Source organism: Aestuariirhabdus sp. LZHN29 (assembly GCF_049985285.1).
Taxonomy (GTDB): domain Bacteria; phylum Pseudomonadota; class Gammaproteobacteria; order Pseudomonadales; family Aestuariirhabdaceae; genus Aestuariirhabdus.
The window spans coordinates 30,291-54,044 of the sequence record NZ_JBNIEU010000001.1; the positions used below are offsets into that span (position 1 = coordinate 30,291).

Consider the following 23,754-nt stretch of genomic DNA (forward strand, 5'->3'; position numbering starts at 1 on the left):
AATTAGAGCGCAATCAGGGGACCCAATGTTGTCCGTTCGACCTGTAAAAAGCCTCGCTGATGTAGTCGCGGTTGAGCAGGTTCCCATCGAAGACCGGGGACTGCCGAACAGCACTTATCAGCTATTGCAGGATGCCGCACGCCTCTACGGAGAGAGGACTGCCATCAGTTACCTGATGACGGGCAGCTGTGACGAAAAATCGACCGATATCAGCTATAAAGAGCTGTTTCATCGCGTCACCCAGACCGCCAATGCTCTCCACCGCCTCGGTATCGAAAGCCGGGATGTGGTTTCCACGCTGCTACCCAACCTCCCTCACAGCCATTTTTCAATCTGGGGAGGCGAGGCCGCCGGCATTGTAAATCCGATAAACCCTCATATTGCCATCGATCAGGTGGTGGCCATTATGAACGCCGTCCAGAGTAAAGTGCTGATCACTCTGGCCCCCTACCCTGACAGCGACCTTTGGCAGAAAGCACTGGAGATCAAGAAGCGGGTTTACTCCCTGCGTGCGATCCTGATCGTGGATCCGGTCAACCTGTTACCGCTGCCACGCCGTGCAATGGTATCGATTCGCCGCAAGCTGCCACGAATGCAGGGGGTGTACGACTTCGACAAGGCCATCGCACGCTGCCCAACGGACATGCTGGAAAGCCATCGTCAGATCCACCCGCAGGATATCGCCTCCTACTTCTACACCGGTGGCATGACCGGAACACCCAAAATAACGCCCCACACCCACCGCAATGAGGCCTCTATGGCGCTCATGATCAACACAATGCTGCGCTTTCAGCAATCACAGGTAGTGCTCAACGGACTGACCCTGAGCCATGTCAACGCCATCATCATCCCCGGCCTAGCCCCGTTTATGGCGGGCGCCAGGGTGTTGATACCGGGCATGGAGGGATACCGTGGCGAGCAGGTTATTAAACGTTTGTGGGCACTGATCGAACACTACAAGGTTGAAATCATTAGCGGTGTTCCCGCTTTCTACAAGCGCGCCATCAGTGTTCCTACCGGCCAGCATACACTTGATAGCGTCCGCTTTGCCCTGTGCGGGGCCTCACCGCTACCGATAAAACTAATCGATCAGTTCCAGCAACATTGTGGCATCCCCCTGATCGAAGGGTACGGGCTCACCGAGGGCACCTGCGTCAGTTGCGTCAACCCACCCGACGGCAACGCTCAAGCGGGGTCTATCGGCATCCGAATGCCCTATTCGGGCATGAAAACCGTCATCCTGGATGAGAACCAGCGCTACCTTCGTGACTGCACCGTGGATGAGATCGGCCATATTCTGATTCGCGGCCCCCACGTATTCCCCGGCTACATCCAGCGGGAAAAAAATCGCAACGTCTGGATAGGCGACCATGGCTGGTTTGATACCGGAGACCTCGGACGCTGCGACGGCGAGGGCTATTTCTGGCTCCACGGGCGCAGTCTGGACCAGATCAGCCAACCCGGACACTCCCGCGATCCCCAACCCATTGAGCGTTTGTTACAACAGTTTCCAGGTGTCGAGCGGGCCGCTATCGTGGGACGTAATGATGCCGCAGGAAAGCATCAGGTGGTGGCCTATGTGACCGCCCAACAAGACGTCGATCTACCACTGGATACCCTCAGTGAGGCCTACCACGCGCAAGCCGACGCCCACCTGCCACCGATACCCTGTATCTACCTGCTGGAGGTGATGCCGTTAACGAACGTGGGTAAGATAGACCGCCAGCTGTTGCGCAAGGATGCACTGTGCCGCCTATACCAGGAGCTACTTGACGACCTCAAGGAATCCAGCGAAATTCGGGTCGATATCACCACCAATGACCAACTGGAGCAGGTAGCTCGCATTCAGGGGCTGCCAGGCGGACATTCGATTCGCAAAGAGGTAAAAGCCCGACTCGAAGGCCTCTCAATTCGCGCCGAACTGGTATAATCCCCGCCCCGACCATCAGGGTACATCCTATGCCAAACGCCCCACGCACGCCTCTGGACCAACTCAGCCACTGGCAACAGATCGCTTTCCTCGCCGCATTAGGAGAACGCAGCTTGCCCAATTACCGCCTCTTCTCCGAGCTCTGTGACAGTGGTGACCCGGCCGTATTGCGCCAAAACCTCAACCTGCTGTGGGACTGCGCGGCGGGGCTACAAAGCGCAAAAAACTTTGAAAAGCAGCTCGACCTGCTGGAGGATAACACCCCCGACCCCACCCGTTTCGACAGCTACGGTGTGCGACCCGGCCTGGATTGCTGCGTACTGCTCAATGCCGCCCTCTCCTGCGCCATGAAATCGAACCTCGATGACTGCCTCAGTGGAAGCACCCTGTCGCTGGCAACGGTTGCCGAGTTTCTCGAATTTAGCGGGGAGATCGACGCCAACCACCCCGATGCCAACACCCTCTTGCGGGAACACCCTCTCTACTTGCAGGAACTTGGCTTTCAGCAAGCGCTGTGTCAAAAACTATTAACTCGCTCCACACCCAATAAGCCGCTTATCCAGGAGCTTCGCAAGCTGGCCGCCAATGAGGGCGTGAGCCAGATCGGTATCAGCGCAGAGGCCGCAGGCGCCCGTTAATCCTTGGATGCTGAGCCTTTGGCTGTGACCGCTGCCACAGACACACTCGATAATCAGGGTCATCGCGCGGGACTGGGAATCAGTTCACTGCCCCGTTGAATAAAGGGCCTATACTGGTTCAACCGTTTTCACTACCTGATTATAAAAATCACCGAGTGTATATCATGGCCAAGCAGCCAATCAGCCTCGAGCAGATTCAACACCTGCACCCCTTACAACGACTGAACGCCTCTGCCCACAAACAGTTGCAGTCCGCCGCCGAACAGATAGCGGCTCGTACGGGGAACATCATTTTCAAAAAACGCGATAACCTCTCCCCCTGCGTTAGCTATCTGCTTAAGGGACAGGTGGAGTTGCGGCACTCCTTTGCCGACCGCAAGCCCCTGCGTGATTGCGATGAGCTGGCCCACCAACCCCTGGAGGAACTGGTCGGCATCGGAGCCAGTATCCGCGCCTTGGAAGACTGCGTCGTAGTGCGCTTTGAGCGCGATTTGATTGATAAGCTGCGCTCCAAGTCCTCCAACCTCGGGGAGAACTATTCGGTGGTCAATATCGAAGAGGGGGTCGACTATCTCTCTGACACCCTGATCGATGACGACTATCAGGAGGACTGGACCCTGCAGCTGCTGGATTCACCCCTGGCACGCAACCTGAAGCCAATTGCCCTGCACCGCCTGATGGCCCTGCTCGAACGGTTGCCGGTCAAAAAGGGTGACCGACTGGTACAACAAGGTAGCCGTGCGGACTACTTCTATATCCTCATCAGCGGGGAAGCTGTTCTCAATACCGATCCCAACGGGCCTTTTAAGGGTCAAAGCATCGCCATGCATGAAGGCTCTCACTTTGGAGAGGAGGCGCTTCTCGGGGAAACCCTGCGCAACGCTACAGTATCAATGACCAGCGATGGCGTGATGGGCCGACTCAATCGGGAGCAGTTCCTGGAGGTGTTTTCCGACTCGCTGTTACCAACCCTGCCAGAGGCCCAGTTCAGTCGCCGCCTCAAACAGGCCGAAGGGCCCTGCGTTCTGCTTGATGTACGCTTTCGCGAGGAGCTGCGCAACGATACCCGCTCCCACGTGCTCAATATTCCCATCAGCCGCCTGCGCAGCGTCTTGCCCCAACTCGATCGCGCCACTACCTATCTACTCCCCTACCAGAGCGACCAACGCAGCGAACTGGCGACCTGCATCTTGCGCCAGCACGGGTTCACGGCGTATCTGCAACAGGCACCCTCACCAGTGCAAGCCAGCGAGTAAGGCCTCTCCATTATCGACTACTCTGAGGGAAAGGGGGGAGTCGATTGATGGGTGCCGAGATAGACCGTACCGAGTTTTCAAGCGCCGATTTCGAACGCTTTCGCCAGCGCTTGCGAGAGGGGCTGGAGCAGCTGGATCTTTTTCTCAAGCCCCCCCATGCTGGTGAGGGTCCCGCCAGCTTCGGTGCGGAGTTAGAACTCTATATCATCGACGCCGACGGCCAGCCCATGCCGATCAACCGGCAACTTGCGCTCCAATGTGCGGACGCCAACCTCTCCCTCGAACTCAATCGATTCAATATCGAGTACAACTTTCCTCCGATCCATAACAGCTCCACTCCCTTCCGGGACCTCCGCCAACAAATGGATGAAGCCCTTGGCAGGATCAATTCCATTGCGGGCCAACTGGAGGCACGCATAGTGCCGATCGGCATTCTACCGACCCTGAGAATGTGTCATATGGGTGAGGCCGCCATTACCGACAGCCCCCGCTACCGAGTGTTGGCCGATAGTTTGCGCAAACAGCGCGGCGAGGACTTCAGCATCAATATTAGCGGCCCAAACAGCCTGCAGATGCGCTGGCAGGAGATCACGCTTGAGGGTGCCAACACCTCCTTCCAGTACCATTACCGGGTCAGCCCTGCCAACTTTACCGATACCTATAATGCCGCCCAGTTGGTCAGCCCTTTACTGGTTGCGCTGGGGGCAAACTCCCCCCTGTTTCTCGGACACAGGCTATGGCACGAAACGCGCGTCGCCCTGTTTAAACAATCGATCGACCCTCGAACACAAACCCCCTTGCACCGCAGCCAGCCCTCCCGCGTCTATTTTGGCCACCGCTGGGTCCAGCATGGAATTATCGAGTTATTTGAAGAGGGGGTGTCCCTGTTCCCTCCCCTGCTACCCATCGTGCAGGATGAATCTCCCGCTGCGCCCGATCATCACAGTGGCCCCTCCCTGGCGGAGTTGCGGCTTCACCAGGGAAGTATCTGGAGCTGGAATCGACCGCTGTACGATCCCGCCGATGGCGGCCACCTGCGCATCGAACTGCGTGCACTTCCGGCCGGGCCAACCTCCCAGGATATGGCAGCACTGGCGGCCTTTGCCATCGGGCTGATTGAAGGGATACGGCCACAGATGCCCAGAATCACCGAATCGATGCCCTTTAGCACCTGCGAACAGAACTTCTATCGTGCCGCGAGAGAGGGGATCGCTACCCGACTGGTGTGGCCCGACCTGAAGCGCAGCACACTCAAAGAGACCAACCTGCCCGACCTGATCGAGACCCTGCTGCCCACCGCGCGCGAGGGCCTGCGCAGAATTGAAGTGGACGAAGAGGAGATTGAGCAACAGATGGAACTCGTAAGGCGTACCAGCCAGGCACAGACCAACGGTGCGCTATGGCAACTTACCAGTTATCAGCGACTGAGTGCCCGCTACAAGCCTGCCGCCGCCCTTTCTGCGTTAGTGGAAACCTATTACCAGCGCCAGCAGAGTGGGCTTCCGGTATGCCAATGGAGGCTCGCGGATGAGGGCTAAAGACACCCTGCACTGGATACCCGCAGACTCGGGGCTCAGGCTTGGCGATAGCCCCCTCGAGTTTATCCGCCAGCTTCCCGGCCCTGGGGCCATCTGGCTGGAGGGTGAGGAGCGGGATCGCACCCGCGCCCTGTGCACCCTGCTCCATGGCAACGAACCCTCAGGCGCCAGTGCAATTTGGCACTTTCTGCGCCGCGGCCTGAAACCCCACACCAACGCATTATTTATCATCGCATCCGTACAAGCGGCTTTGACAGCCCCTGTGTTCAGCCACCGCATGCTACCCGAACACCGCGACCTCAACCGCTGTTTTCGCCCTCCCTTCGATGACAGCCGTGGCCAGCTGGCACAGCAGATTCTGCAAGTGATCAGCCGCCACCAACCGGAGGCTCTACTGGATATCCACAACACGTCGGGTTCCGGCCCCGCGTTCGGCGTTTCGATCAACGGCGACGAGCGCCATCGCGCGCTAGCCTCGCTCTTTACCAATGACCTGATCGTTACCGACCTGCGTCTGGGGGCCTTAATGGAGCTGAGCGACGATCTACAGCCTACGGTCACCATCGAGTGCGGTGGCAGCCAGGATCCCGCATCGGATCTGGTGGCGCGGGAGGGACTCTACCGCTTTCTTTGTAGCGATTCGGTGCTCCACAGCGGTGCTGCCGACTCCGTCACCTGCTACCACAACCCCCTGCGACTTGAGTTAGCCGAGGGAACCCGGTTGCGCTACAGCACCGCTCCCGACGCCGATGCCGATGCCGACCTCGTCATGAGGTCCGATGCCGAAGCACTTAACTACGGTACCACTTCGGCACAAGAGCCTATCGCCGCTCTGGGTCCACAGGGGTTGAGCAAGTTAAGGGTGATGGGGCCTGCGGGTGCGCTACCGGTCGAGCACTACTTCGAAGCACGCAACGGCCTACTCTATAGCCGGCAACCGATGCGGCTGTTTATGGTCACCACCCGCCTCGAAATCGCACTCAGCGACTGCCTGTTTTACTTTATGGGATAGGGTTACTCCTCAAACCCCTGACGCAGGGCGCGCAAACGTGCCGCGTTGGCTCCCAGGTCACTGCGACCGATACGCGATGCCGACCGCATGTCGACGCGTGCGCCCTCCCCGTAAGGCCGAATCCGGATCACCAGATCATCCTTGAATCCAAACAACAAGCTGGTCACTACCGCCTCCAGGCGCCCCCGTTGCGGCTCATCCGCCACCAGCTCCCATCCCCTGGCTTTTATCATCGCCTTGAGTCGAATATAGGCCTGCTCAGGGTCCACAGGGGTGATCAATGGCTGCAGGTCCGGATAAGCTGTCTGTTGCAGCGCCGCGATGGAATCGCCTTCGTAGTCGGTTACGTGGTCCTGAGGGGTTCGCAGGGACACCACAGCCTCAAATTGAGGCGGGTTGCGGGTATCGGTGGAGAGATCATGGATAAAAGGATGGCTTCGGGCTTTGTACACTTGTACGGCGTAGAGGGCCAACACAACCACGCTGATCAATACCACCCAACTCCCCCGGGATACCAGCGAACGCTCCCGTTGGCGGCGAGCGGCGAGCGCCAATACGATACCCAGCAGTAAAGTGATCAGGGTAAGAATAACATTGGCCTGCAACAGCAAGAAGGCGGTGCCAAACTCCCAAACACCCGCCCGAAATCCCGCCACGGACACCGGAAATAGCACCAGTGCCAGCAATATCGCAGGTAACAACACTACTCCCAGCCGTTCTGTTCGGGTCATTCCGCCACTCCTCAAGGGTGCCATATACCTATTTTAGTCACATTCTTAAAACCCCGAAAACTATAGTACAGAAAAGTTCTTATGACGTTGACATCTAAGGAGCCTGGCCTGTTCAGACACCCTGGGTTACCGTAACCTTTGACCTCAATAAGATACCCACCCTCAGGACATAGCGACCATGACACCCGCAGTAAAGGCCGCAGAGCGCGCCGGCATCTCATTTTCCCTTCATCACTACGAGCACGATCCTGCCAACACCCAGTATGGCGATGAAGCCGCCAAAGCCCTGGGGATCTGCAAAGATCGGGTATTCAAGACCCTGATTGCCGAGCTCAGTGGAGAGCTCGTCGTCGCCGTGATACCGGTATCCTGTCAACTGAACCTGAAAGCCCTCGCCAAGGTGATGGGCGCAAAGCGCGCGGTTATGGCCGAGGTCGCCAAGGCAGAACGAAGTAGCGGCTATGTCGCCGGTGGGATCAGCCCCCTGGGACAACGCAGGCCCCTGAGAACCTGTATAGACCAGAGCGCCTTTGCCCTTGATCGCATCCATGTCAGTGCTGGGCGGCGCGGACTGGAGATCGAAATGACGGCCTCGGATCTGCAACATCTGACTCGCGCCACGGCAGCGACCATCGGCGAGCCCTGAGCCCGGCGTCTTCACCCTCGCCTGCTCTACTTACGGCTTGCCTTAACAAATGAATCATGGTTCACTTCTTATTAAAGTGAATCAAGGTTCATATCATGGCTTATCGAGCAACCCCCGCAACCGAAGCCCACAAGCGGGATCTAAAACATCGCTTGTTACACAGCGCCCTCAATATCGTCTCCCGAGAGGGCTTCGCCGGCCTCAGTATCAGTGCCGTTGCCGTCGAGTGCGGAGTGGCAACCGGAACCCTCTACCGCTACTTCAGCAATAAAGCCGAGCTTTGTGCGGCGCTCTTTGCTCTCGCATCCCAAAAAGAGGTCGACCAAGTAGCACAGGCGGCCTGCCGCCATACCGATGCCGCCGATAACCTTGCCAGCGCTATCGCCACCTTCGCCCACAGGGCGCTCAGAAACCCTCGCCTGGCCTGGGCACTGATCGCCGAGCCCGCCGACCCGTTGGTCGAACAGGAACGCCTGAGTTATCGCCAGGCCTACGCCCAGGTCTTTGCCCGCTTAGTGCGCAAAGGTCTTGAACAGCATCGCTTTGACTGTACCAACCCGGATCTGGTGGCCGCTGCACTGGTAGGAGCACTGGCCGAATCCCTGCTGGGGCCCCTCAGCCCCGCAACCCCAAATCAAACCCACGATCAAAGCGTCCTTGAGATGCAGCAATTTGCCTTGCGTGCACTGGGTAGCAATCCATTACCCGCACTTACCGGAGAGCCCCATGACCCGTTCTAATTACCTTGCTGAAACCCACGAAGTCAGCAACACGCCCCCTCCCCTGCACAATTACAACCTGTACCAGCAAGATACCGCGCTGAAGGAGGCCGTTGCCCGAGAGGGAGCCCACTGGGCCCACCATCAACTGCTGTGCTATGGCGAACAGACCGGCAGCGAAGAGATGATCGAATGGGGCCACCTGGCGAACCGGCATAAGCCGGAATTTAATACCCACGACCGCTACGGACACCGCATCGATCAGGTGGACTTCCACCCCAGCTACCACCAACTCATGGAACGTGCCATCGGCGAGGGCATCCCTTCCCAGCCCTGGACCACGCCAAAACCGGGGGCCCATGTCGCCCGTGCAGCGCTCAACTACCTGCAGTCCCAGGTGGAAGCCGGGCACGGCTGCCCGCTGACGATGACCTTTGCCGCCGTACCAACGCTGCTCAAACATCCAGGAGTTGCTAGCCGCTGGCTGCCGTTGATGCACTCGGGCCGCTACGACCCTCGCAACCTGCCGATCGCCCAAAAACGGGGAGCGACCATCGGCATGGCGATGACCGAAAAACAGGGAGGGTCCGATGTCCGCGCCAACTCAACCCGTGCCTACCCCATCGCCGACGATGAAATTGGCCAACGCTTTCAACTGGTGGGGCATAAGTATTTCGTTTCGGCCCCCATGAGTGATGCCTTCCTGATGCTGGCCTACACGGATAGGGGGCTGAGCTGCTTTTTGGTGCCACGTTGGTTGGAGGACGGGCACAAGAACCCAATGCAGATTCTGCGCCTTAAAGAGAAGTGCGGTAACGCCTCCAACGCCTCCTCTGAGGCGGAGCTGCGGGGCGCCGAAGGCTGGTTGATCGGCGAGGAGGGTCGAGGGGTAGCCAACATTCTGGAGATGGTCGCCCTCACCCGCTTCGATTGCATGGTGGGCTCGGCCGCAGGTATGCGCCAAGCGAGCGTGCAGGCACTCCACCATTGCCATCACCGTGCCGCGTTTGGCAAGGTACTCGACCAGCAGCCCTTGATGCAGAACGTGTTAGCGGATTTGGCCATAGAAAGTGAAGCCGCCATGATGATGGCGATGCGCATGGCGCGGGCGCTCGATAGCAACGATGAACGCGACGCGCTCCTGGTTCGACTCGGAACTGCCATTGGAAAGTACTGGATTTGCAAACGTACTCCGGGGCACGCCTACGAGGCCATGGAGTGTATTGGTGGCAGCGGGGTGATGGAGACCACGATCATGCCTCGCCTCTACCGCGAAGCCCCGGTCAATGCCATCTGGGAGGGTAGCGGTAACGTGCAGGCACTGGATATGCTTCGCACGCTGCATAGGGAACCCGAGGCCCTGGAGGTGGTACGTGACGAAATCATGCTGGGCAGGGGTCTGCACGATCAGTTCGACCGCTTTATCACCCCCCTTGATACCCTCTTCGCCAACCCCGCCGAATTTGAATACCGTGCCCGTCATATCGCAGGGCAGCTGGCACTAGCGATTCAGGCCAGTGTGTTACTACGCAGCGGCAGCGACACTGTCGCAGACGCCTTTTGCCAGTCACGCTTAGGGCAGGGCAATGGATGGCTCTACGGCGATCTCCCAGTGGGGATCGACTGCGCTGCAATTATCGATCGGGCTCGCCCCAAACTCTAAGCCTGCTGGCAGACCGGCTACCCCAAGTTGACCGGTCTGTTACTCGGTTATAGCGTGGCGCCTATCTCCCGTGCAAGATCGATCAGGAGCTGTTTCTCTGCGGCCACCAGTGCCGCATAACCATCCTCGCTTAGGGGACGACTACCAGACCAGCTGTAATTGCTGCGCTGCTTATCTTCACCACTGCCCTGGGTTAGCTGCCAGTACGCCACCAGCACCGCATCCCCATTCTTGGTGCCGTGGAGCTGGTCGATCTCAATCAACAAACGCTGAGTACCAACGCTCGCCGCCTGCAAGCCATTGCCGACCGGCTTGCCAGAACTGGCCGACACCTCGTTCGCCATAAACTGCATCAGGCTGTGGCGCAGTGGTTCGGCCCATAAATGATAATCTGCAGTCTGGATCTCCCCCTCTTCCGATTCCAACACCAAACCATCCTGGTCGATGTAAGTGGCCACATCAACCGACACCAAAATAACTCCGGTGCCCGTTGCCATAGCGCTATCGCTCAGCTGAGCATCGGATCGCAGCAAGTAATGGCTGGAGGAGGTAGGGGTCGATAAGCAGCCTCCGAGCAGGATTGAAACAAGAAAAACGACTAGTACTCTCATTGGGCTCGTGCCTCCGGTATCAAATCATGCTTGCTAGGCGCAGGTAGCATCGTTGCCGTCCCCTTTAACGAATGGGTCAGGGAATCCATGTTTTTCAGGGTTCGGTTAAGCTCATAAACGCTACCTTCCAGCTCTTTGTAGAGTTGTGAGTCAGGAGACAACCCCTCCAGTGTAGCGCGCAGGGTAACCAGCGTACCTTCCAGCTCCCTGTAGATCGGTGATTCCGGCGACAGTCCTTCGAGGGTAATGCGCAGCGCCGAAAGGGTCTCCTCCAGCTTTTGTGGGATCTGCCGCGTTGACCGATCCTTCAATATCCGGTCCATCGAGGCCAACGAGTTTTCCAACTGGCCAATGGCGCCGTTGGCAGAGTTCACCGTGGTATTGAGGGGTAACTTATTCAGTTTATCCATAAACGAGGAAACCGATACCATGATGCTATCGAGCCCACCCGCCAAGCTCGGTATCACTTTATAGTTAACAAACGTCCCCAACTGCTGCGGTTTTTCGGTGGGATAAAAATCCAGCGCAATTGACTGGCTCCCGGTCAGCATATTGCCGGTTCGCACGCTGGCGCGCAGCCCCTGGGGTACAGATCGTTTAATCCCCGCCTTCAGCTCCTCAACGGATTCTATCGTATCGGCCATATCCAAGCGGCCTGGCTCCAGATAGATAAGGACCGGTATCGCCTCCCCGGTTCCAGACCGATCCGATTCGGACAGCTCTTTTAGCATGATCCGAACCACCCGCCCGGCATTAACCCCACGGTAGGTGACCGACGCACCCGGGGTCAGCCCACCCACATCCTGCTTAAATAGCACAACATAATAAAGACCGTGCTCGTAGGTCAGTTCTTGTGCCGCTTCAAAACTCTCATATAAGGTGAAGGTTGTATTTTCTGCAACCGTCTCACCCGGAGAAAGGCTATCGGGCACGCCAAAGGCGACCCCGCCGGAGAGCATCGTTTCCAGCGACCCGGCCCTGAGGCTAAACCCTTCCGCAGATGCATTGAGGGAGATACCGCTGGTATTCCAGAAGCGAACCGAGCTATTTATAAACTGATGGTAGGGCGCATCAATAAACAGATCGTAATGAATTTTTCCCGTTATTTCGTCCAGCCGCATGGTTTCTACCCGGCCGACCGGGTAACCCTGGAACAACACCTGATCACCGGCAGAAACCGAAGAGACCTCAGCCGACACCAGCTTCAAACGCAGCCCGGGAGCTCCTGCGCGAGTCTGGGGAGGCGATTCCAGCCCTGTATAACTTTTTACCCCCTCTTTGCCGGTGCCCGGTGCCAGTTTAATGTAGGCTCCCGAGAGAATCGTCCCCAGTCCGCTAATGCCCCCGGCGCCAACTCGAACGCGCTCCACCCAGAACAGGCTATCCTCTCGCAACAGGTGTTCGTAGTCTTTATCCAGTTTCGCATGAACCACTACGCCGCTAACGTCTTTATTCAGATCGATCGCTTCAACCTGGCCAATATCGACATTCAACAACTTAACCTTGGTCTTCCCTGCGGTTAGATCTGCTGCAGTGGCGAAACTGATATCAACGGTCGGCCCCTCATTAACGAGGCTGTGCACCACCATCCCTGCGCCCAATACCGCGGCAAGAATAGGCACGATCCAGATTTTAGAGAGTCCCCTTTTTTTACTGACTTCAGGCTTCATATTTAATCATCCGTTGTATCGGTTTGGTCCCACAACAAACGTGGGTCAAAGCTCTCCGCTGCCACCATAGTCACAATGACTACCCCGGCAAAAGCGAGGGCCGCTACTCCCGGGCGAATCGCAATCAATCCTCCAAGGCTCACCAACGCCACCAAAATAGCCACCACAAAAACATCCACCATCGACCACTTGCCGACAAACTCAGTGATGCGGTACATCACACTGCGCTTACGAGCCTGCAGGCCATCACCGCTATAGGCGCACCAGCACAGGTAATACATAGACAGTAACTTCCCCACCGGCACCATTACGCTGGCGATGAAGATCACCGCCGCAATCGGGACCGAGCCCAGTTCGATCAGCAAAACTACGCCACCCAGTATGGTACTGGGCTCCGAACTGCCAAGTTGATCGGTAATCATAATAGGGAATATATTGGCGGGTATATACAGCACCGTGGCCGTTAACAGCAACGCAAGGGTTCGCTGCAAACTGTCCGGTGTACGCTGGTGCAAGGCGGAACCGCAACGGGGGCATTGATGCAGCTCTTTCGACGCCAACTTAAAGCAGGCATGGCAGCTCGACAGGTTTTTGGATAGCGCTGTGGGCCGCGACATCAGGCTTCTGCCTCCAGCAAGCGTTCAATGGCGATCCACAAATGCAACCGGTCCAGACTGGCCATCGCGAGGGTAAAACAGATAGCAAATCCTGCGTAAGCAAAAAAGGAGACGCCCAGCACCACGGTTGCCATCGCCGCTATTTTCACCAAACTGACGATCACCCCGATCAGGAAGACATCGACCATACACCAATGCTGAAGCGCAAAAACGATCCGGGCTGACGGCACCATCCAGGGGACCGACCTTTTCAGCGACAGCGGCACGCACAACATCAGTATCAATATCAGAGACAAAAAGGGGATCACAATGATAAAAGCCGCAACCAACAAGGCGACTTCCCACATGCCGTAGTTATGGAGTGCGAAAATTGTTCCCGGCAGGGTGGTCACACTCTCCAACCCTGATGACTTGAAGGAGAGAAAGGGGTAGGCGCAAGACATCGCCAAAAACATCAACGCAGCGATTGAGAACGCAATCACGCGACTGGGGGCATCCTCTTTATAGTCGGCTAGAATATTGCCACAAACAGGGCATTTCGCCCGCTCGCCATCATGCAGGCCTGACATATCAAACAGGGTATCGCAATCGATACAGGCGATATGAGTACGCAGGATATCGGTATCCGCGTTATCGGTATGGGTTATATTGGTATGTGCTGTCTCGGCGCGTTCCATCGGCCCCTCCGGCTCCAGCCTATAGTAGCAAATATGATCGCAAAGTCTAAAGCCATCAAGAGCCATGAGACGGTTAACACGCATACCCTGGTTTTCAGCCATACCTCCTTAAAAACCTGCTACTACGACCCGGATACTGCCCCGCTGGAGTCACTTTGTTGCAAGCGCTTGGCGCGGTTAACGGGTATAGCGGATGCCAAGATCAAAAGCCCCCTCACCTACAGACTCCCTGATCAAACCAACCCGACTAAAACAGGGGTAAAAAAAACGGAGCCCATAGGGCTCCGTTTTTTTCGATTTACTCCTTTAGAAAAGTAGCGAATAGATAATCGCTATGACCAGAAACAGGCCTATCGCCACAAAACTAAACCCAAACAGATAAACAAAAGCCATATAGAGCTTGGAGGGTGGCGGCAACAGTCTGCTTTCCAGCTTGTTATTGTCAACCAGGTTTTGGTACTCCAGCGGCCTTTCCTCTTTGAACTTTGACAACGGCATCCTTTGGGTAAAGACGACCGGGTCCAGGGGAATAGACTCAGGCCTCAAATGCGTATGGAAAAAGTGTGCAATAAAGATAAAGATCGTCGCCAGCAGAGCCTCCTCACCGTGAACAATGTAGGCCACGTTGATCGACCAACCGGGCACATAGCGAGTCACCAGCTCAGGGAACCACAGCATCAGGCCAGACAAGCCGATGACCCCAACACCCCAGAACACGGCCATGTAATCGAACTTCTCCCAGTAGGTCCAACGCCCAAAAGATGGCTTAGGGCCTTTTCCGAGGAAGTACAACATATTGGCTTTCACATCCCTGGCATCCCTAAGTAGAGGAATCATGGTGTAATCCTCTTTAAACAGGCCGCTAATGGTAATCTCCCGCTTGATAAACATCACCAGCAACTGCAACAGATGCAATCCAAAGTAGGCCCCGGTAACGATAGCTCCAATACGATGCAGCTCACCGAGTACAACCGGGCCACCCATCACTGAGGATATCCATTGGAACATACTGTTATCGGCAAACTTCAATGCCATCCCGGTCAACGCCAACGTCAGGAAACTCAGGATAACCATCAGGTGCAACAGGGTATGGGTTACGTCGAAGCGTCTCACATGCTGCTCGGTCACAGCGGCATCTGCATCCTGGGATCTACCCCTGTTTTTCCGTTCAACCATCGAGCGGTAAAACCACAGCGCGGTGTGAACACCAAACGCCGCGAAAACGGCAAACAACAGCCCGTTCATAGCCCAGAACGTATAGAAAAGAACAGGGTAGTTGTCACGATCATGGTAATCAGCATGAGGGATAAAACTGGCGAAATTTTCATTCACCTTGTCATGGCACTCATTACAGGTTTTCTCTACATTGGCTGCATGAACCGGAGAGCTCTCATCGCTGAGCGCCACCATCTTGTGAGATCCGTGGCAGTCAAAGCACTTTGCCGTCTCTTCACTTCCCAGCAAGGCGGCCTTGCCATGGTAGGATTCAAAATAGGTATCCATCAGTTCGGCATGACAGTTACCGCAGCCCTCGACAACATTGAGGCTGGTTTTGCTCTGCTTGGAGATAACAACATCATGGGTATTGTGACAATCGATACACCCCGGGGCTTTTAAAGCATTGCCATCCTGATCGAACAGACGATCCTCATGGCCGTCCTCCTTGAAGTGAACACTTTCGGACACCTCGTTGCCGGCATCGTTGTGACACTTAACGCAGGTAGGTGGCTGGGTAGGTTCGCATTGAGGCGTTGATCCTGGGCTCCAGGATCCAAGAAAAATATTAAACGCCGCGGAATCCGCGCAATAGCGATCCTGCTCGGCATGCAGGTCGTAGTGACACCTGACACAAGGAACCTCGTTGTGGGCCGAATGCTCCTTTATCTGTGCACTGGTATAGAGCGAAGAGAGGGTCTCATCCGGGTGGTTTTCCAAGCGCTCATCCCCATGACACTCGAGGCAAACAGAATCTGCCGGAGCCAGCTTGGTAAACGCCACAATCTCTTCGTAGGTGGTCAAGGGCAATTCCTGAATTCCCTTGCTCATGGTTGAAGAGGTGCTATGACATTTGGAGCAATTTTCCTTCATGATGGGGCGAATGATGTCGTTAAAGACCGCATCATTTTTTCGACCATCGCTGATCCACTGCTCTACGGCATCGATCTCCTTGTCATCGGCAACATGCTGGTACATGTCATCGCGCATCGCTCCCGTTAAACGGGAGTAGAGCGTGCGGTCAACCGGTGGTCGCACCTCCTCGGATTCGTCTTCCTCGACATAGGCATCGTATGCTTCATCCTCTTCGGCTGCACCGCACAGCTCGGGGGGACAATCCTCTTCTTCAACACCGTCTTCGTCCACCGCCTCGTCGCAGAACTCGGGTGGGCAGTCTTCTTCCACCGCCTCCTCACTCTCCTCCTCTTCGCATAATTCGGGCGGGCAGTAATCATCTTCCGCAGCCATCACAGCGGCGGCGGGCAACCAACCGCTCGTTCCCGATAAAGGCAGAAAGCCACTCAAAAGGGCGAAGGCGAACAAAAACGTGAGAACATGCAGGTAGTTCAAGCGGGAGAGCATAACCCTCTCCTCCTTATCAGGAAGTAAAATTAAAAAAGGCGAGCCCACCTGCAACAGGAAAGGCTCGCCTTGGACTCACTACACTAATCTTTACTTAAAGATCATCCGGTAAGAACCTTCATGGTAAACATGGTTGATCTGTGAGTTATCAAACACAGAAACTCCGAAGTAATAGGGCTTTTTTTTGTCCTTGAACTGGACATCTTGCGTATCGCTACCCTTACCTCGAGTCACCAGCGCTCGTTTAACTTCCAGTGTCCACTTCCCCTCTTTCCAGGCGCCTTTCACCTGGATATCAGAGCGGTTACCACCGTAAAACGCATCAAGGTTAATTCCGGGAACCACATCACCAGGCTTGAAGGTATCGACAAAGTCAGCCCGCTGCCACGGCACCACCATATACTTGTACTCATCGCTGTAGGGTGAGTTCATATATTTTGGCATCTTGCCATCTTCAGCCTTGTTGTTTTTATAACCACCACCATCTTTGGAGTCACCATGACGGCCCCAGTTTTTATTCTTGGATGGATCGGCCACGCTATCAACATACTGGTCATCGAACAGCCCCAGCGGATTGGTTCTTACACCCTTCCAGTGCCACATGTCGATGGTTTGGCCCTCTTTGGTGTATTTACGGCCTGCAGATTTATCCTTGAAGCCGTTATTCATGCCATCTTCAGTAATGTGACAGGAAACATCGCAACCTTTCTTTTCGAATCCATCGGCGTTGATATTCCAATAAACGCCGAGCTTGTCCTCGTAATAGGTATTGTCGTGTCCTGTGCTGTCCTTATTCATCAACTGTTTCCAGCTGCCATCCTCCTGCTTGACCCAGGGGAAGCGCTCCAGGCTCCGGGTGGGGTCATCCCACTGGATCATGAAATAGACGTAATACTTGTCGTGCAGAGACTTCATGGTGACTTCAGTGCCTTTGATCCCCTCGTAGCCATTATTGGGCTCGTAGGGTAGCTCTGAAACTTTAATCTTGAGTGCCTTGGCATCTTTCCAGGCGTCTTCCTCGACCGCGTCCAAGACAATAGGAGCCTTGGTCCTCATGCTTTCCAGCGTACCCTTGGCCTTCGCCATAGCTGTGCCGGCGCTAGCAGCAACAGATGCACCAACGAGTAAGGCTAATAGTTGTTTCTGATTGAATTTCATAGTTTTCTCCCTGAATACCAGTAAATTGAGGCAGGCCTCAAACACATCCCTCTAAACTGTAATAAGCGTATACAGAGAACCCTGCACCTACCGGCGCTAATCCACAGTAAGTGGATGCCATGATCACCAACATCGAGTGTTGCGGACCCTGTCACATGGTGATATTGCGCCAGATCAATAGAAACTAATAGTTCATCATAAATTAAGATGATCGCTGTATTCGCCCACCACGCGGATCGATAGATAACCTGCGATGCCTCCCTCTCATAAGACAATACAGCAACCATATCCTTCACAACCGGTCCGGGTAGCCACGGCGCATCCAGTTGCCTTCGCTGAGAACGAGTTTCAAAAGAAACACCGTAACACTCGCAAAGCGATCTTGCTTGCGGGGATGGAGCTGATCATACCCTGGTCGCGCTTGGAGGCCGCGCTTTTCATACCTCGATAACAGCTTTCCCCAAAACCGAACGGGTATTTGAGCACCTGAAAGGCATGTTCACCCGATACCAGAATGCTGGGTTTGTCATACTCAAAGTCTGGCTCATGCTTGTTGATCCGGGATGTTTACGCAGGCTGAGGTTCAGTGCACTGTCGAAGCGTTGGACTAGGGTGACAGCACCGGCCCTGTCTACTGCGGGTACGATCAGTTTCCTTGACCAGCTTCGTGGTGATGACGCAGTAGATCGCTACCCGCTGCTCCTCGGAGGAAGGGCCGTCGGCGTTGCGCTTCCAGTACAAACTACTGCCGATACCCAACCCCATTCAGCTGAATCTTCTCAGCGGACATCCCTCCGCCGATGCGCCGATCGAGACACCGGAAGCACTGGCACAGACTCACTGTGCTCTGGGAGCGACGGGGTAGCCGTAACGATTGCGGTCACTGTTCAAAGGTTGGGTTTGTTGTCGCCGGCACACGCGCCGTAGTTTTTGCAACCATTTCATCGCAGTTCTCCTTGAGGTTTCCGACAGCATAAGGGCAGATAGTGACAGCGTTATGACAGGCATCGCGGGTATTTTTCTCAACACTGCTGGAACGGCAAAGAGGGTGAATAGGAATGATGGTAGAGCCGCTACTCTCTGGGTAATCCACGACTTAATCTCTGGTCGACTATTTTGGAGATAATCCAACCCTGCCGAGCGTTGTGGCAGCGAGGAAAAAGCTCATATAAAAGAAACAGCAACTTGCCATAAAAACCGCTCCTATATGCCCTGATTCTGCAAACCCCAGGGGTGTATCGCAGGTTATTGGAACCCTCATATCCGAGCACCAACATGACGAGCGTAACAAGACTGTCATAAAAAAATAATACCATCCCGAAATGAAGTTTCTCCACAATGGATTCATAATGAAGCGTTTCTCAATACTACTTTTTTTCAGTATCTCTTTGCCTCTGCACGCCAACGTCTTTCAACAGCACTCAATGACAACCAATGATCGCGGGTTTCTATTCGAAATTCACGGCTCAAACACCATTGGGGTCAGTCTCGCGCCAGCATTGGTCAGCGCCTGGTTTAAACATTATGGTTTTCGTGGGATAACTGTTACCAATTCGACTATTGAAAACGAAAAAATCGTTTCCGCAAGCAGTTCAAGCGGCCAAAAAGCCAGTGTCTTTATTGCAGCCCACGGCTCCGGTACAGGATTTAAACAAATAGAGTCAGGCCGGTCCGATATTGCGGCGGCGTCGAGACCGGCGAAAACATCAGAAAATGACCTATTTCCAACCATTGATGTCACAGGTCACCGTCACGAGCTTGTTCTCGCCATTGATGGTATTGCCGTTATCATCAACCCTGACCTGCAAATTGAATCGCTGACCATTCATCAGGTAGGACAGCTTTTTTCCGGAAGCATCTCAAACTGGAACCAGCTCGGCGGCCCTGACCTTCCAGTGAATGTTCATGCCCGAGACAATAAATCCGGCACCTTTGACACCTTTAATACCCTGGTCCTGAAACGTGGTTATGATCTGGTGACAACGGCTAAACGTTATGAATCCAATGATCATCTATCCCGCACTGTTACGGGCACGCCAGGCGCTATTGGGTTTACCTCATTAGCCTCTATTCATGATGCCAAAGCAGTACAGATTACCGACGGTAACAGTGCCCCCATGTCACCGGAACATGCGACCATTGCGACAGAGGATTATCCATTGGCGCGTCGTCTTTTCCTATATCAGGTAAAAACAGACAATGCGTTTGCCGCTGATTTTATGGAATTTTCTAAAAGTGACGCCGGACAGACTATCGTTGCGGAAGTTGGTTTCATTTCGCAGAATCTGCAAGAGCTGGCCATGAGTGTCAGCGCAGACCTGCCGTCTGGCTATACCTTCATCGCTCAAAAATCAAAACGAATAACGACCAATTTTCGCTTCCGACCCGGCACCAATGAGCTGGATAATAAAGCGCTGGACGACCTGATTCGACTACGTGAACTGATAGCGTTGCCTGAGCACCGTCATCGTAAACTGATTTTGATCGGTTTTTCCGATCAGCAGCGCAATGAATTCAGAGCAAGACTGATGTCTGAATCGCGGGTAATGATGGTTAAAAGAGCGCTAGCCAGCCATGGCATCGTCTCATCCGCATTGACAGGTTACGGCCAGATCAACCCGGTAGCAACCAACACCGACCCACAATATGCCTTGCGTAATCAGCGAGTCGAAGTCTGGATCCGTTAAATACCCAAGCATAAAAAGCCTCCGACTAGCAGGTTTTCTATTACCTACGTCATTAACGATTAAAGGCTGCTTTTAAGCCCAGGCAGTGCTTCTAACGGGTCGGCCACATGAAACAATAGGGTTTCTTCGCCGCTGTTGGTGGCGGCGATGATTTTGCTGTGTTGCATACCCGGCAGATGCTGGATCTCACCAGAAGTACCCACCGCTAAGTACCGCTCAGTTGCCATATTTTTTACCGGTCTGACCGACCAGCATGGTGTTCAGCACGAAGTTTTCATCAATCGCGGAACGAGAGTCACCAACAGCAACACACAACTTATCGGTAACGTTATACTCTAATTCAAAGTTATCGCGAAGATAGGAAGTATCCCCCCCCTTTTCACTGGAAACCACCCAGCTCACCCCGTAAAATCACTCCCATTCAATAGTAGCTGGTGGCTTGCTGGATACGTCGTAGGCAACACGGGAGATACCGGAGATCTCGTTGATGATCCGGTTGGAGACTTTCTCAAGCAGCTCGTAAGGAAGGTGCGCCCAGCGCGCCGTCATAAAGTCGATAGTCTCTACCGCGCGCAGGGAAACGACGTATTCGTAACGGCGGCCGTCACCGACCACACCAACAGATTTAACCGGCAAAAATACCACGAATGCCTGACTCACCTTGTGGTACCAATCAGCATTGCGCAGCTCTTCAATAAAGATCGCATCGGCGCTACGTAGCAAGTCCGCGTACTCCTTTTTGACCTCACCCAAAATGCGCACGCCCAGGCCTGGACCCGGGAACGGATGGCGGTAGACCATATCGTAGGGTAGCCCGAGCTCGAGGCCAATCTTACGGACCTCATCCTTAAACAGCTCCCGCAGCGGTTCCACCAGATCCATCTTCATATCATCCGGGAGACCTCCCACGTTGTGGTGGGACTTAATAACATGAGCTTTGCCCGTTTTTGCACCAGCAGACTCAATCACATCAGGGTAGATGGTTCCTTGTGCTAAAAAGTGAACATCCTTTAGCTTAATAGCCTCTTCATCGAACACTTCTATAAAGGTATTGCCAATAATCTTGCGTTTTTGTTCCGGGTCGTTAATGCCGTTCAACTTACCCAAAAACAGATCCTGGGCGTCTACGCGAATCACCTTTACACCCATGTTTTCCGCAAACATAGCCATGACCTGATCACCTTCGTGCAAGCGCAGGAGGCCGTTATCAACGAATACACAGGTTAGCTGGTCACCAATAGCCCTATGCAGCAATGCCGCGACTACCGACGAATCGACACCTCCCGACAGACCCAGCAATACCTTATTAGTGCCGACCTGGGCGCGTACTCGCTCGATCGCATCATCGACAATATTGGAGGGGTTCCACAGGGCTTCGCAACCGGCAATATCGCAGATAAAACGCGTCAGGATGCGAGCACCCTGTTTGGTATGGGTGACTTCGGGGTGAAACTGAACACCGTAAAAGTGACGCTGCTCATCCGCCATACCCGCAACCGGACAGCTCTCAGTAGAGGCCATCACCTCAAAACCGGTGGGAACTTTCGACACCTTATCACCATGACTCATCCATACATCCAATGACAATACACCTTCGTCACTGACGTGATCCTCGATACCCTTGAGCAAACTGGACGCAGCCTCTACGTTGACCTGGGCGTAACCGAACTCACGCAGGCTGGATGTCTGGACCTTACCGCCCAACTGCTCGGCCATGGTCTGCATGCCGTAGCAGATCCCCAGTACCGGAACCCCCAACTCAAACACGATATCCGGACAACGCGGTGTATCACTGCCGGTTACCGACTCTGGGCCACCGGCAAGAATTATAGCGCGAGGATTAAAGTCTCGGATCTCGCCAGCGTCCATATCAAACGCGCGCAGCTCACAATAGACCCCTATCTCGCGCACTCGACGTGCAATTAGCTGAGAATACTGGGAACCAAAATCAAGGATAAGAATTCGTTGAGCGTGAATATCGAGTGACATCGTGGGTCTCTTGCCGGTAAACCTGAATAAGGCGGAGACTGGCTCCGCCCGCCTATATACGGATCCTGTAGTTAGCCTACACGATAATTTGGAGCTTCTTTGGTAATGGTCACGTCGTGAACATGACTCTCACTCATACCAGCAGAAGTCACCCGAACAAACTGGGGAATCGTTCGCATCTGCTCAACGGTTGCACAGCCGGTGTAGCCCATTGCGGCCCGCAAGCCTCCGACCATCTGATGCACGATCGCTGCCATCGGCCCCTTATAGGGAACCCGGCCCTCAATCCCCTCGGGAACCAATTTTTCTACTCCCTCCTTGGCATCCTGGAAATATCGATCACTGGACCCTGTACTTTGAGACATCGCCCCCATAGAGCCCATACCACGGTAGGATTTGTAACTACGCCCCTGATAAAGTTCCACCTCGCCAGGCGCCTCTTCGGTGCCTGCCAACATGCTGCCCATCATCACGACACTGGCGCCGGCGGCTACCGCTTTGGCGATATCTCCAGAAAAGCGGATACCGCCATCGGCGATAACGGGTATGCCCTTTTCGCGCATCACCTCGGCAACGTTAGCAACCGCACTGATCTGTGGCACCCCGATACCGGTTACGATTCGAGTGGTACAGATAGAACCCGGACCAATACCCACCTTAACCGCGTCGGCACCCGCGTCGGCCAATGCCAGTGCAGCGTCTGCGGTAGCGATATTGCCACCGATCACCTGCACCTGGGGATAGTTCGTCTTCACCCAGCGTACCCGCTCAATAACACCGCGAGAATGGCCGTGGGCAGTATCCACGACGATCACGTCAACGCCGGCTTCCGCCAGTGCCTTAACCCGATCCCCCGTGTCCGCGCCGGTACCTACCGCCGCAGCAACCCGTAAACGACCCTGGTCATCTTTACAGGCGTTGGGGTATTCCTGAGCTTTTTTAATGTCCTTTACCGTCATCATGCCCGTTAACTGGAACTTGTCATTCACCACCAGCACTTTTTCAATCCGGTGCTTGTGCAGCAAGGCACGCACCGTTTCCTGATCCGCACCCTCTTTGACCGTGACCAGTTTCTCTTTAGGAGTCATGATGCTGGCAACCGTTTTACGCATATCCTCGACGAAACGCACATCACGGCTGGTGACGATACCGACCAGCGCGCCGCGCTCCATCACCGGCATGCCGGAGAAGTTGTGCAGCCGGCTCAGCTCGACCAACTCACGCACAGTGGCACCGGATTCGATCGTAACCGGATCCTTTACCACTCCACTTTCGTATTTCTTTACAGCACGCACTTCACGCGCCTGCTCCTCTATGGTCATGTTTTTATGGATTACCCCGATACCACCCTCCTGTGCCATTGCGATGGCGAGACGAGATTCGGTGACGGTATCCATCGCCGATGAGAGGACGGGGATATTGAGGGTGATCTCCCGCGTCAGTTTCGTCTGAAGCGAAACCTCCTTGGGCAAAACTTCCGAGTAACCGGGTAACAACAAAACATCATCAAAGGTGAGCGCTTCTTGAGCAATTCGCAGCATAACTAATACCGAAACCGTGGTGGGAGGGTGGGCGAAATAAAATTTTCCCATTATAGCCGCTGCCCCTTGCTCCCACAACATAGGTATTTCTACA

20 protein-coding genes are annotated in these 23,754 nt (G+C 54.8%); 9 read left to right on the forward strand and 11 right to left on the reverse strand.

Annotated elements, in window-relative coordinates; translation table 11 throughout:
• Window positions 1-25 precede the first annotated feature (25 nt).
• The 5 genes from ACP3PW_RS00135 (at window position 26) to ACP3PW_RS00155 (ending at window position 6,374) form a co-directional block, all read left to right on the forward strand.
• A complete protein-coding gene (locus tag ACP3PW_RS00135; RefSeq protein WP_426414626.1) occupies window positions 26-1,930 on the forward strand; it encodes an acyl-CoA synthetase in 1,905 nt (634 codons plus the stop codon).
• 29 nt (window positions 1,931-1,959) lie between these two features.
• Window positions 1,960-2,568: a YjaG family protein gene (locus tag ACP3PW_RS00140; RefSeq protein WP_426414627.1), complete on the forward strand. Its 609-nt coding sequence runs from the start codon at window positions 1,960-1,962 to the stop codon at window positions 2,566-2,568.
• Between the two features lie 164 nt (window positions 2,569-2,732).
• Window positions 2,733-3,824, forward strand: a complete 1,092-nt coding sequence (locus ACP3PW_RS00145) for a cyclic nucleotide-binding domain-containing protein (protein WP_426414628.1) — start codon at window positions 2,733-2,735, stop codon at window positions 3,822-3,824.
• A gap of 47 nt (window positions 3,825-3,871) precedes the next feature.
• Complete coding sequence (locus ACP3PW_RS00150; protein WP_426414629.1) at window positions 3,872-5,362, forward strand: hypothetical protein; 1,491 nt, start codon at window positions 3,872-3,874, stop codon at window positions 5,360-5,362.
• Window positions 5,352-6,374: a hypothetical protein gene (locus ACP3PW_RS00155; RefSeq protein WP_426414630.1), complete on the forward strand. Its 1,023-nt coding sequence runs from the start codon at window positions 5,352-5,354 to the stop codon at window positions 6,372-6,374. Before ACP3PW_RS00150 ends, ACP3PW_RS00155 begins: the two co-directional genes overlap by 11 nt.
• A 2-nt stretch (window positions 6,375-6,376) precedes the next feature.
• Here the strand turns inward: ACP3PW_RS00155 and ACP3PW_RS00160 are convergent, their stop codons facing one another.
• On the reverse strand, window positions 6,377-7,105 hold the full coding sequence (locus ACP3PW_RS00160) for a DUF1499 domain-containing protein (protein ID WP_426414631.1): 729 nt from the start codon (window positions 7,103-7,105) through the stop codon (window positions 6,377-6,379).
• Window positions 7,106-7,283: 178 nt separating this feature from the next.
• Here ACP3PW_RS00160 and ybaK point away from each other — a divergent pair, with 178 nt between their 5' ends.
• The 3 genes from ybaK to ACP3PW_RS00175 all read left to right on the forward strand — a co-directional run bounded on the left by ybaK (window position 7,284) and on the right by ACP3PW_RS00175 (window position 10,133).
• Complete coding sequence (gene ybaK / locus ACP3PW_RS00165; protein WP_426414632.1) at window positions 7,284-7,751, forward strand: Cys-tRNA(Pro) deacylase; 468 nt, start codon at window positions 7,284-7,286, stop codon at window positions 7,749-7,751.
• A gap of 95 nt (window positions 7,752-7,846) precedes the next feature.
• Window positions 7,847-8,491, forward strand: a complete 645-nt coding sequence (locus ACP3PW_RS00170) for a TetR/AcrR family transcriptional regulator (protein ID WP_426414633.1) — start codon at window positions 7,847-7,849, stop codon at window positions 8,489-8,491.
• Window positions 8,478-10,133: an acyl-CoA dehydrogenase family protein gene (locus ACP3PW_RS00175; protein WP_426414634.1), complete on the forward strand. Its 1,656-nt coding sequence runs from the start codon at window positions 8,478-8,480 to the stop codon at window positions 10,131-10,133. Before ACP3PW_RS00170 ends, ACP3PW_RS00175 begins: the two co-directional genes overlap by 14 nt.
• A gap of 47 nt (window positions 10,134-10,180) precedes the next feature.
• Here the strand turns inward: ACP3PW_RS00175 and ACP3PW_RS00180 are convergent, their stop codons facing one another.
• From ACP3PW_RS00180 to ACP3PW_RS00205, 6 genes are all read right to left on the reverse strand, one after another.
• The gene (locus tag ACP3PW_RS00180; RefSeq protein WP_426414635.1) at window positions 10,181-10,744 is read right to left on the reverse strand and encodes a PqiC family protein; all 564 of its coding nucleotides are present in this window, start codon (window positions 10,742-10,744) and stop codon (window positions 10,181-10,183) included.
• Window positions 10,741-12,414 (reverse strand): intermembrane transport protein PqiB, encoded by a 1,674-nt coding sequence (locus ACP3PW_RS00185; RefSeq protein WP_426414636.1) that lies wholly within the window; start codon window positions 12,412-12,414, stop codon window positions 10,741-10,743. Before ACP3PW_RS00185 ends, ACP3PW_RS00180 begins: the two co-directional genes overlap by 4 nt.
• Window positions 12,415-12,416: 2 nt before the next feature.
• Entirely contained in the window at window positions 12,417-13,031 is a 615-nt protein-coding gene (locus tag ACP3PW_RS00190) for a paraquat-inducible protein A (protein WP_426414637.1), read from the reverse strand.
• Entirely contained in the window at window positions 13,031-13,810 is a 780-nt protein-coding gene (locus ACP3PW_RS00195) for a paraquat-inducible protein A (protein ID WP_426414638.1), read from the reverse strand. Before ACP3PW_RS00195 ends, ACP3PW_RS00190 begins: the two co-directional genes overlap by 1 nt.
• A gap of 204 nt (window positions 13,811-14,014) precedes the next feature.
• Complete coding sequence (locus ACP3PW_RS00200; RefSeq protein WP_426414639.1) at window positions 14,015-16,285, reverse strand: hypothetical protein; 2,271 nt, start codon at window positions 16,283-16,285, stop codon at window positions 14,015-14,017.
• A gap of 90 nt (window positions 16,286-16,375) precedes the next feature.
• Window positions 16,376-17,443 (reverse strand): ethylbenzene dehydrogenase-related protein, encoded by a 1,068-nt coding sequence (locus tag ACP3PW_RS00205; RefSeq protein ID WP_426414640.1) that lies wholly within the window; start codon window positions 17,441-17,443, stop codon window positions 16,376-16,378.
• 1,349 nt (window positions 17,444-18,792) lie between these two features.
• On the opposite strand from ACP3PW_RS00205, the gene ACP3PW_RS00210 reads away from it, so the two are divergent.
• Window positions 18,793-20,130 (forward strand): substrate-binding domain-containing protein, encoded by a 1,338-nt coding sequence (locus ACP3PW_RS00210; protein WP_426414641.1) that lies wholly within the window; start codon window positions 18,793-18,795, stop codon window positions 20,128-20,130.
• Between the two features lie 59 nt (window positions 20,131-20,189).
• On the opposite strand, the gene ACP3PW_RS00215 is transcribed toward ACP3PW_RS00210, so the two are convergent.
• The 4 genes from ACP3PW_RS00215 to guaB form a co-directional block, all read right to left on the reverse strand.
• On the reverse strand, window positions 20,190-20,357 hold the full coding sequence (locus ACP3PW_RS00215) for a hypothetical protein (RefSeq protein WP_426414642.1): 168 nt from the start codon (window positions 20,355-20,357) through the stop codon (window positions 20,190-20,192).
• Entirely contained in the window at window positions 20,347-20,532 is a 186-nt protein-coding gene (locus ACP3PW_RS00220; protein ID WP_426414643.1) for an FAD-binding protein, read from the reverse strand. Before ACP3PW_RS00220 ends, ACP3PW_RS00215 begins: the two co-directional genes overlap by 11 nt.
• 9 nt (window positions 20,533-20,541) lie before the next feature.
• Window positions 20,542-22,119 carry a glutamine-hydrolyzing GMP synthase gene (guaA, locus tag ACP3PW_RS00225; RefSeq protein WP_426414644.1) on the reverse strand — a complete coding sequence of 526 codons (1,578 nt, stop codon included), beginning with the start codon at window positions 22,117-22,119 and terminating at the stop codon, window positions 20,542-20,544.
• A gap of 71 nt (window positions 22,120-22,190) precedes the next feature.
• On the reverse strand, window positions 22,191-23,660 hold the full coding sequence (gene guaB / locus ACP3PW_RS00230; protein ID WP_426415890.1) for an IMP dehydrogenase: 1,470 nt from the start codon (window positions 23,658-23,660) through the stop codon (window positions 22,191-22,193).
• Window positions 23,661-23,754 lie beyond the last annotated feature (94 nt).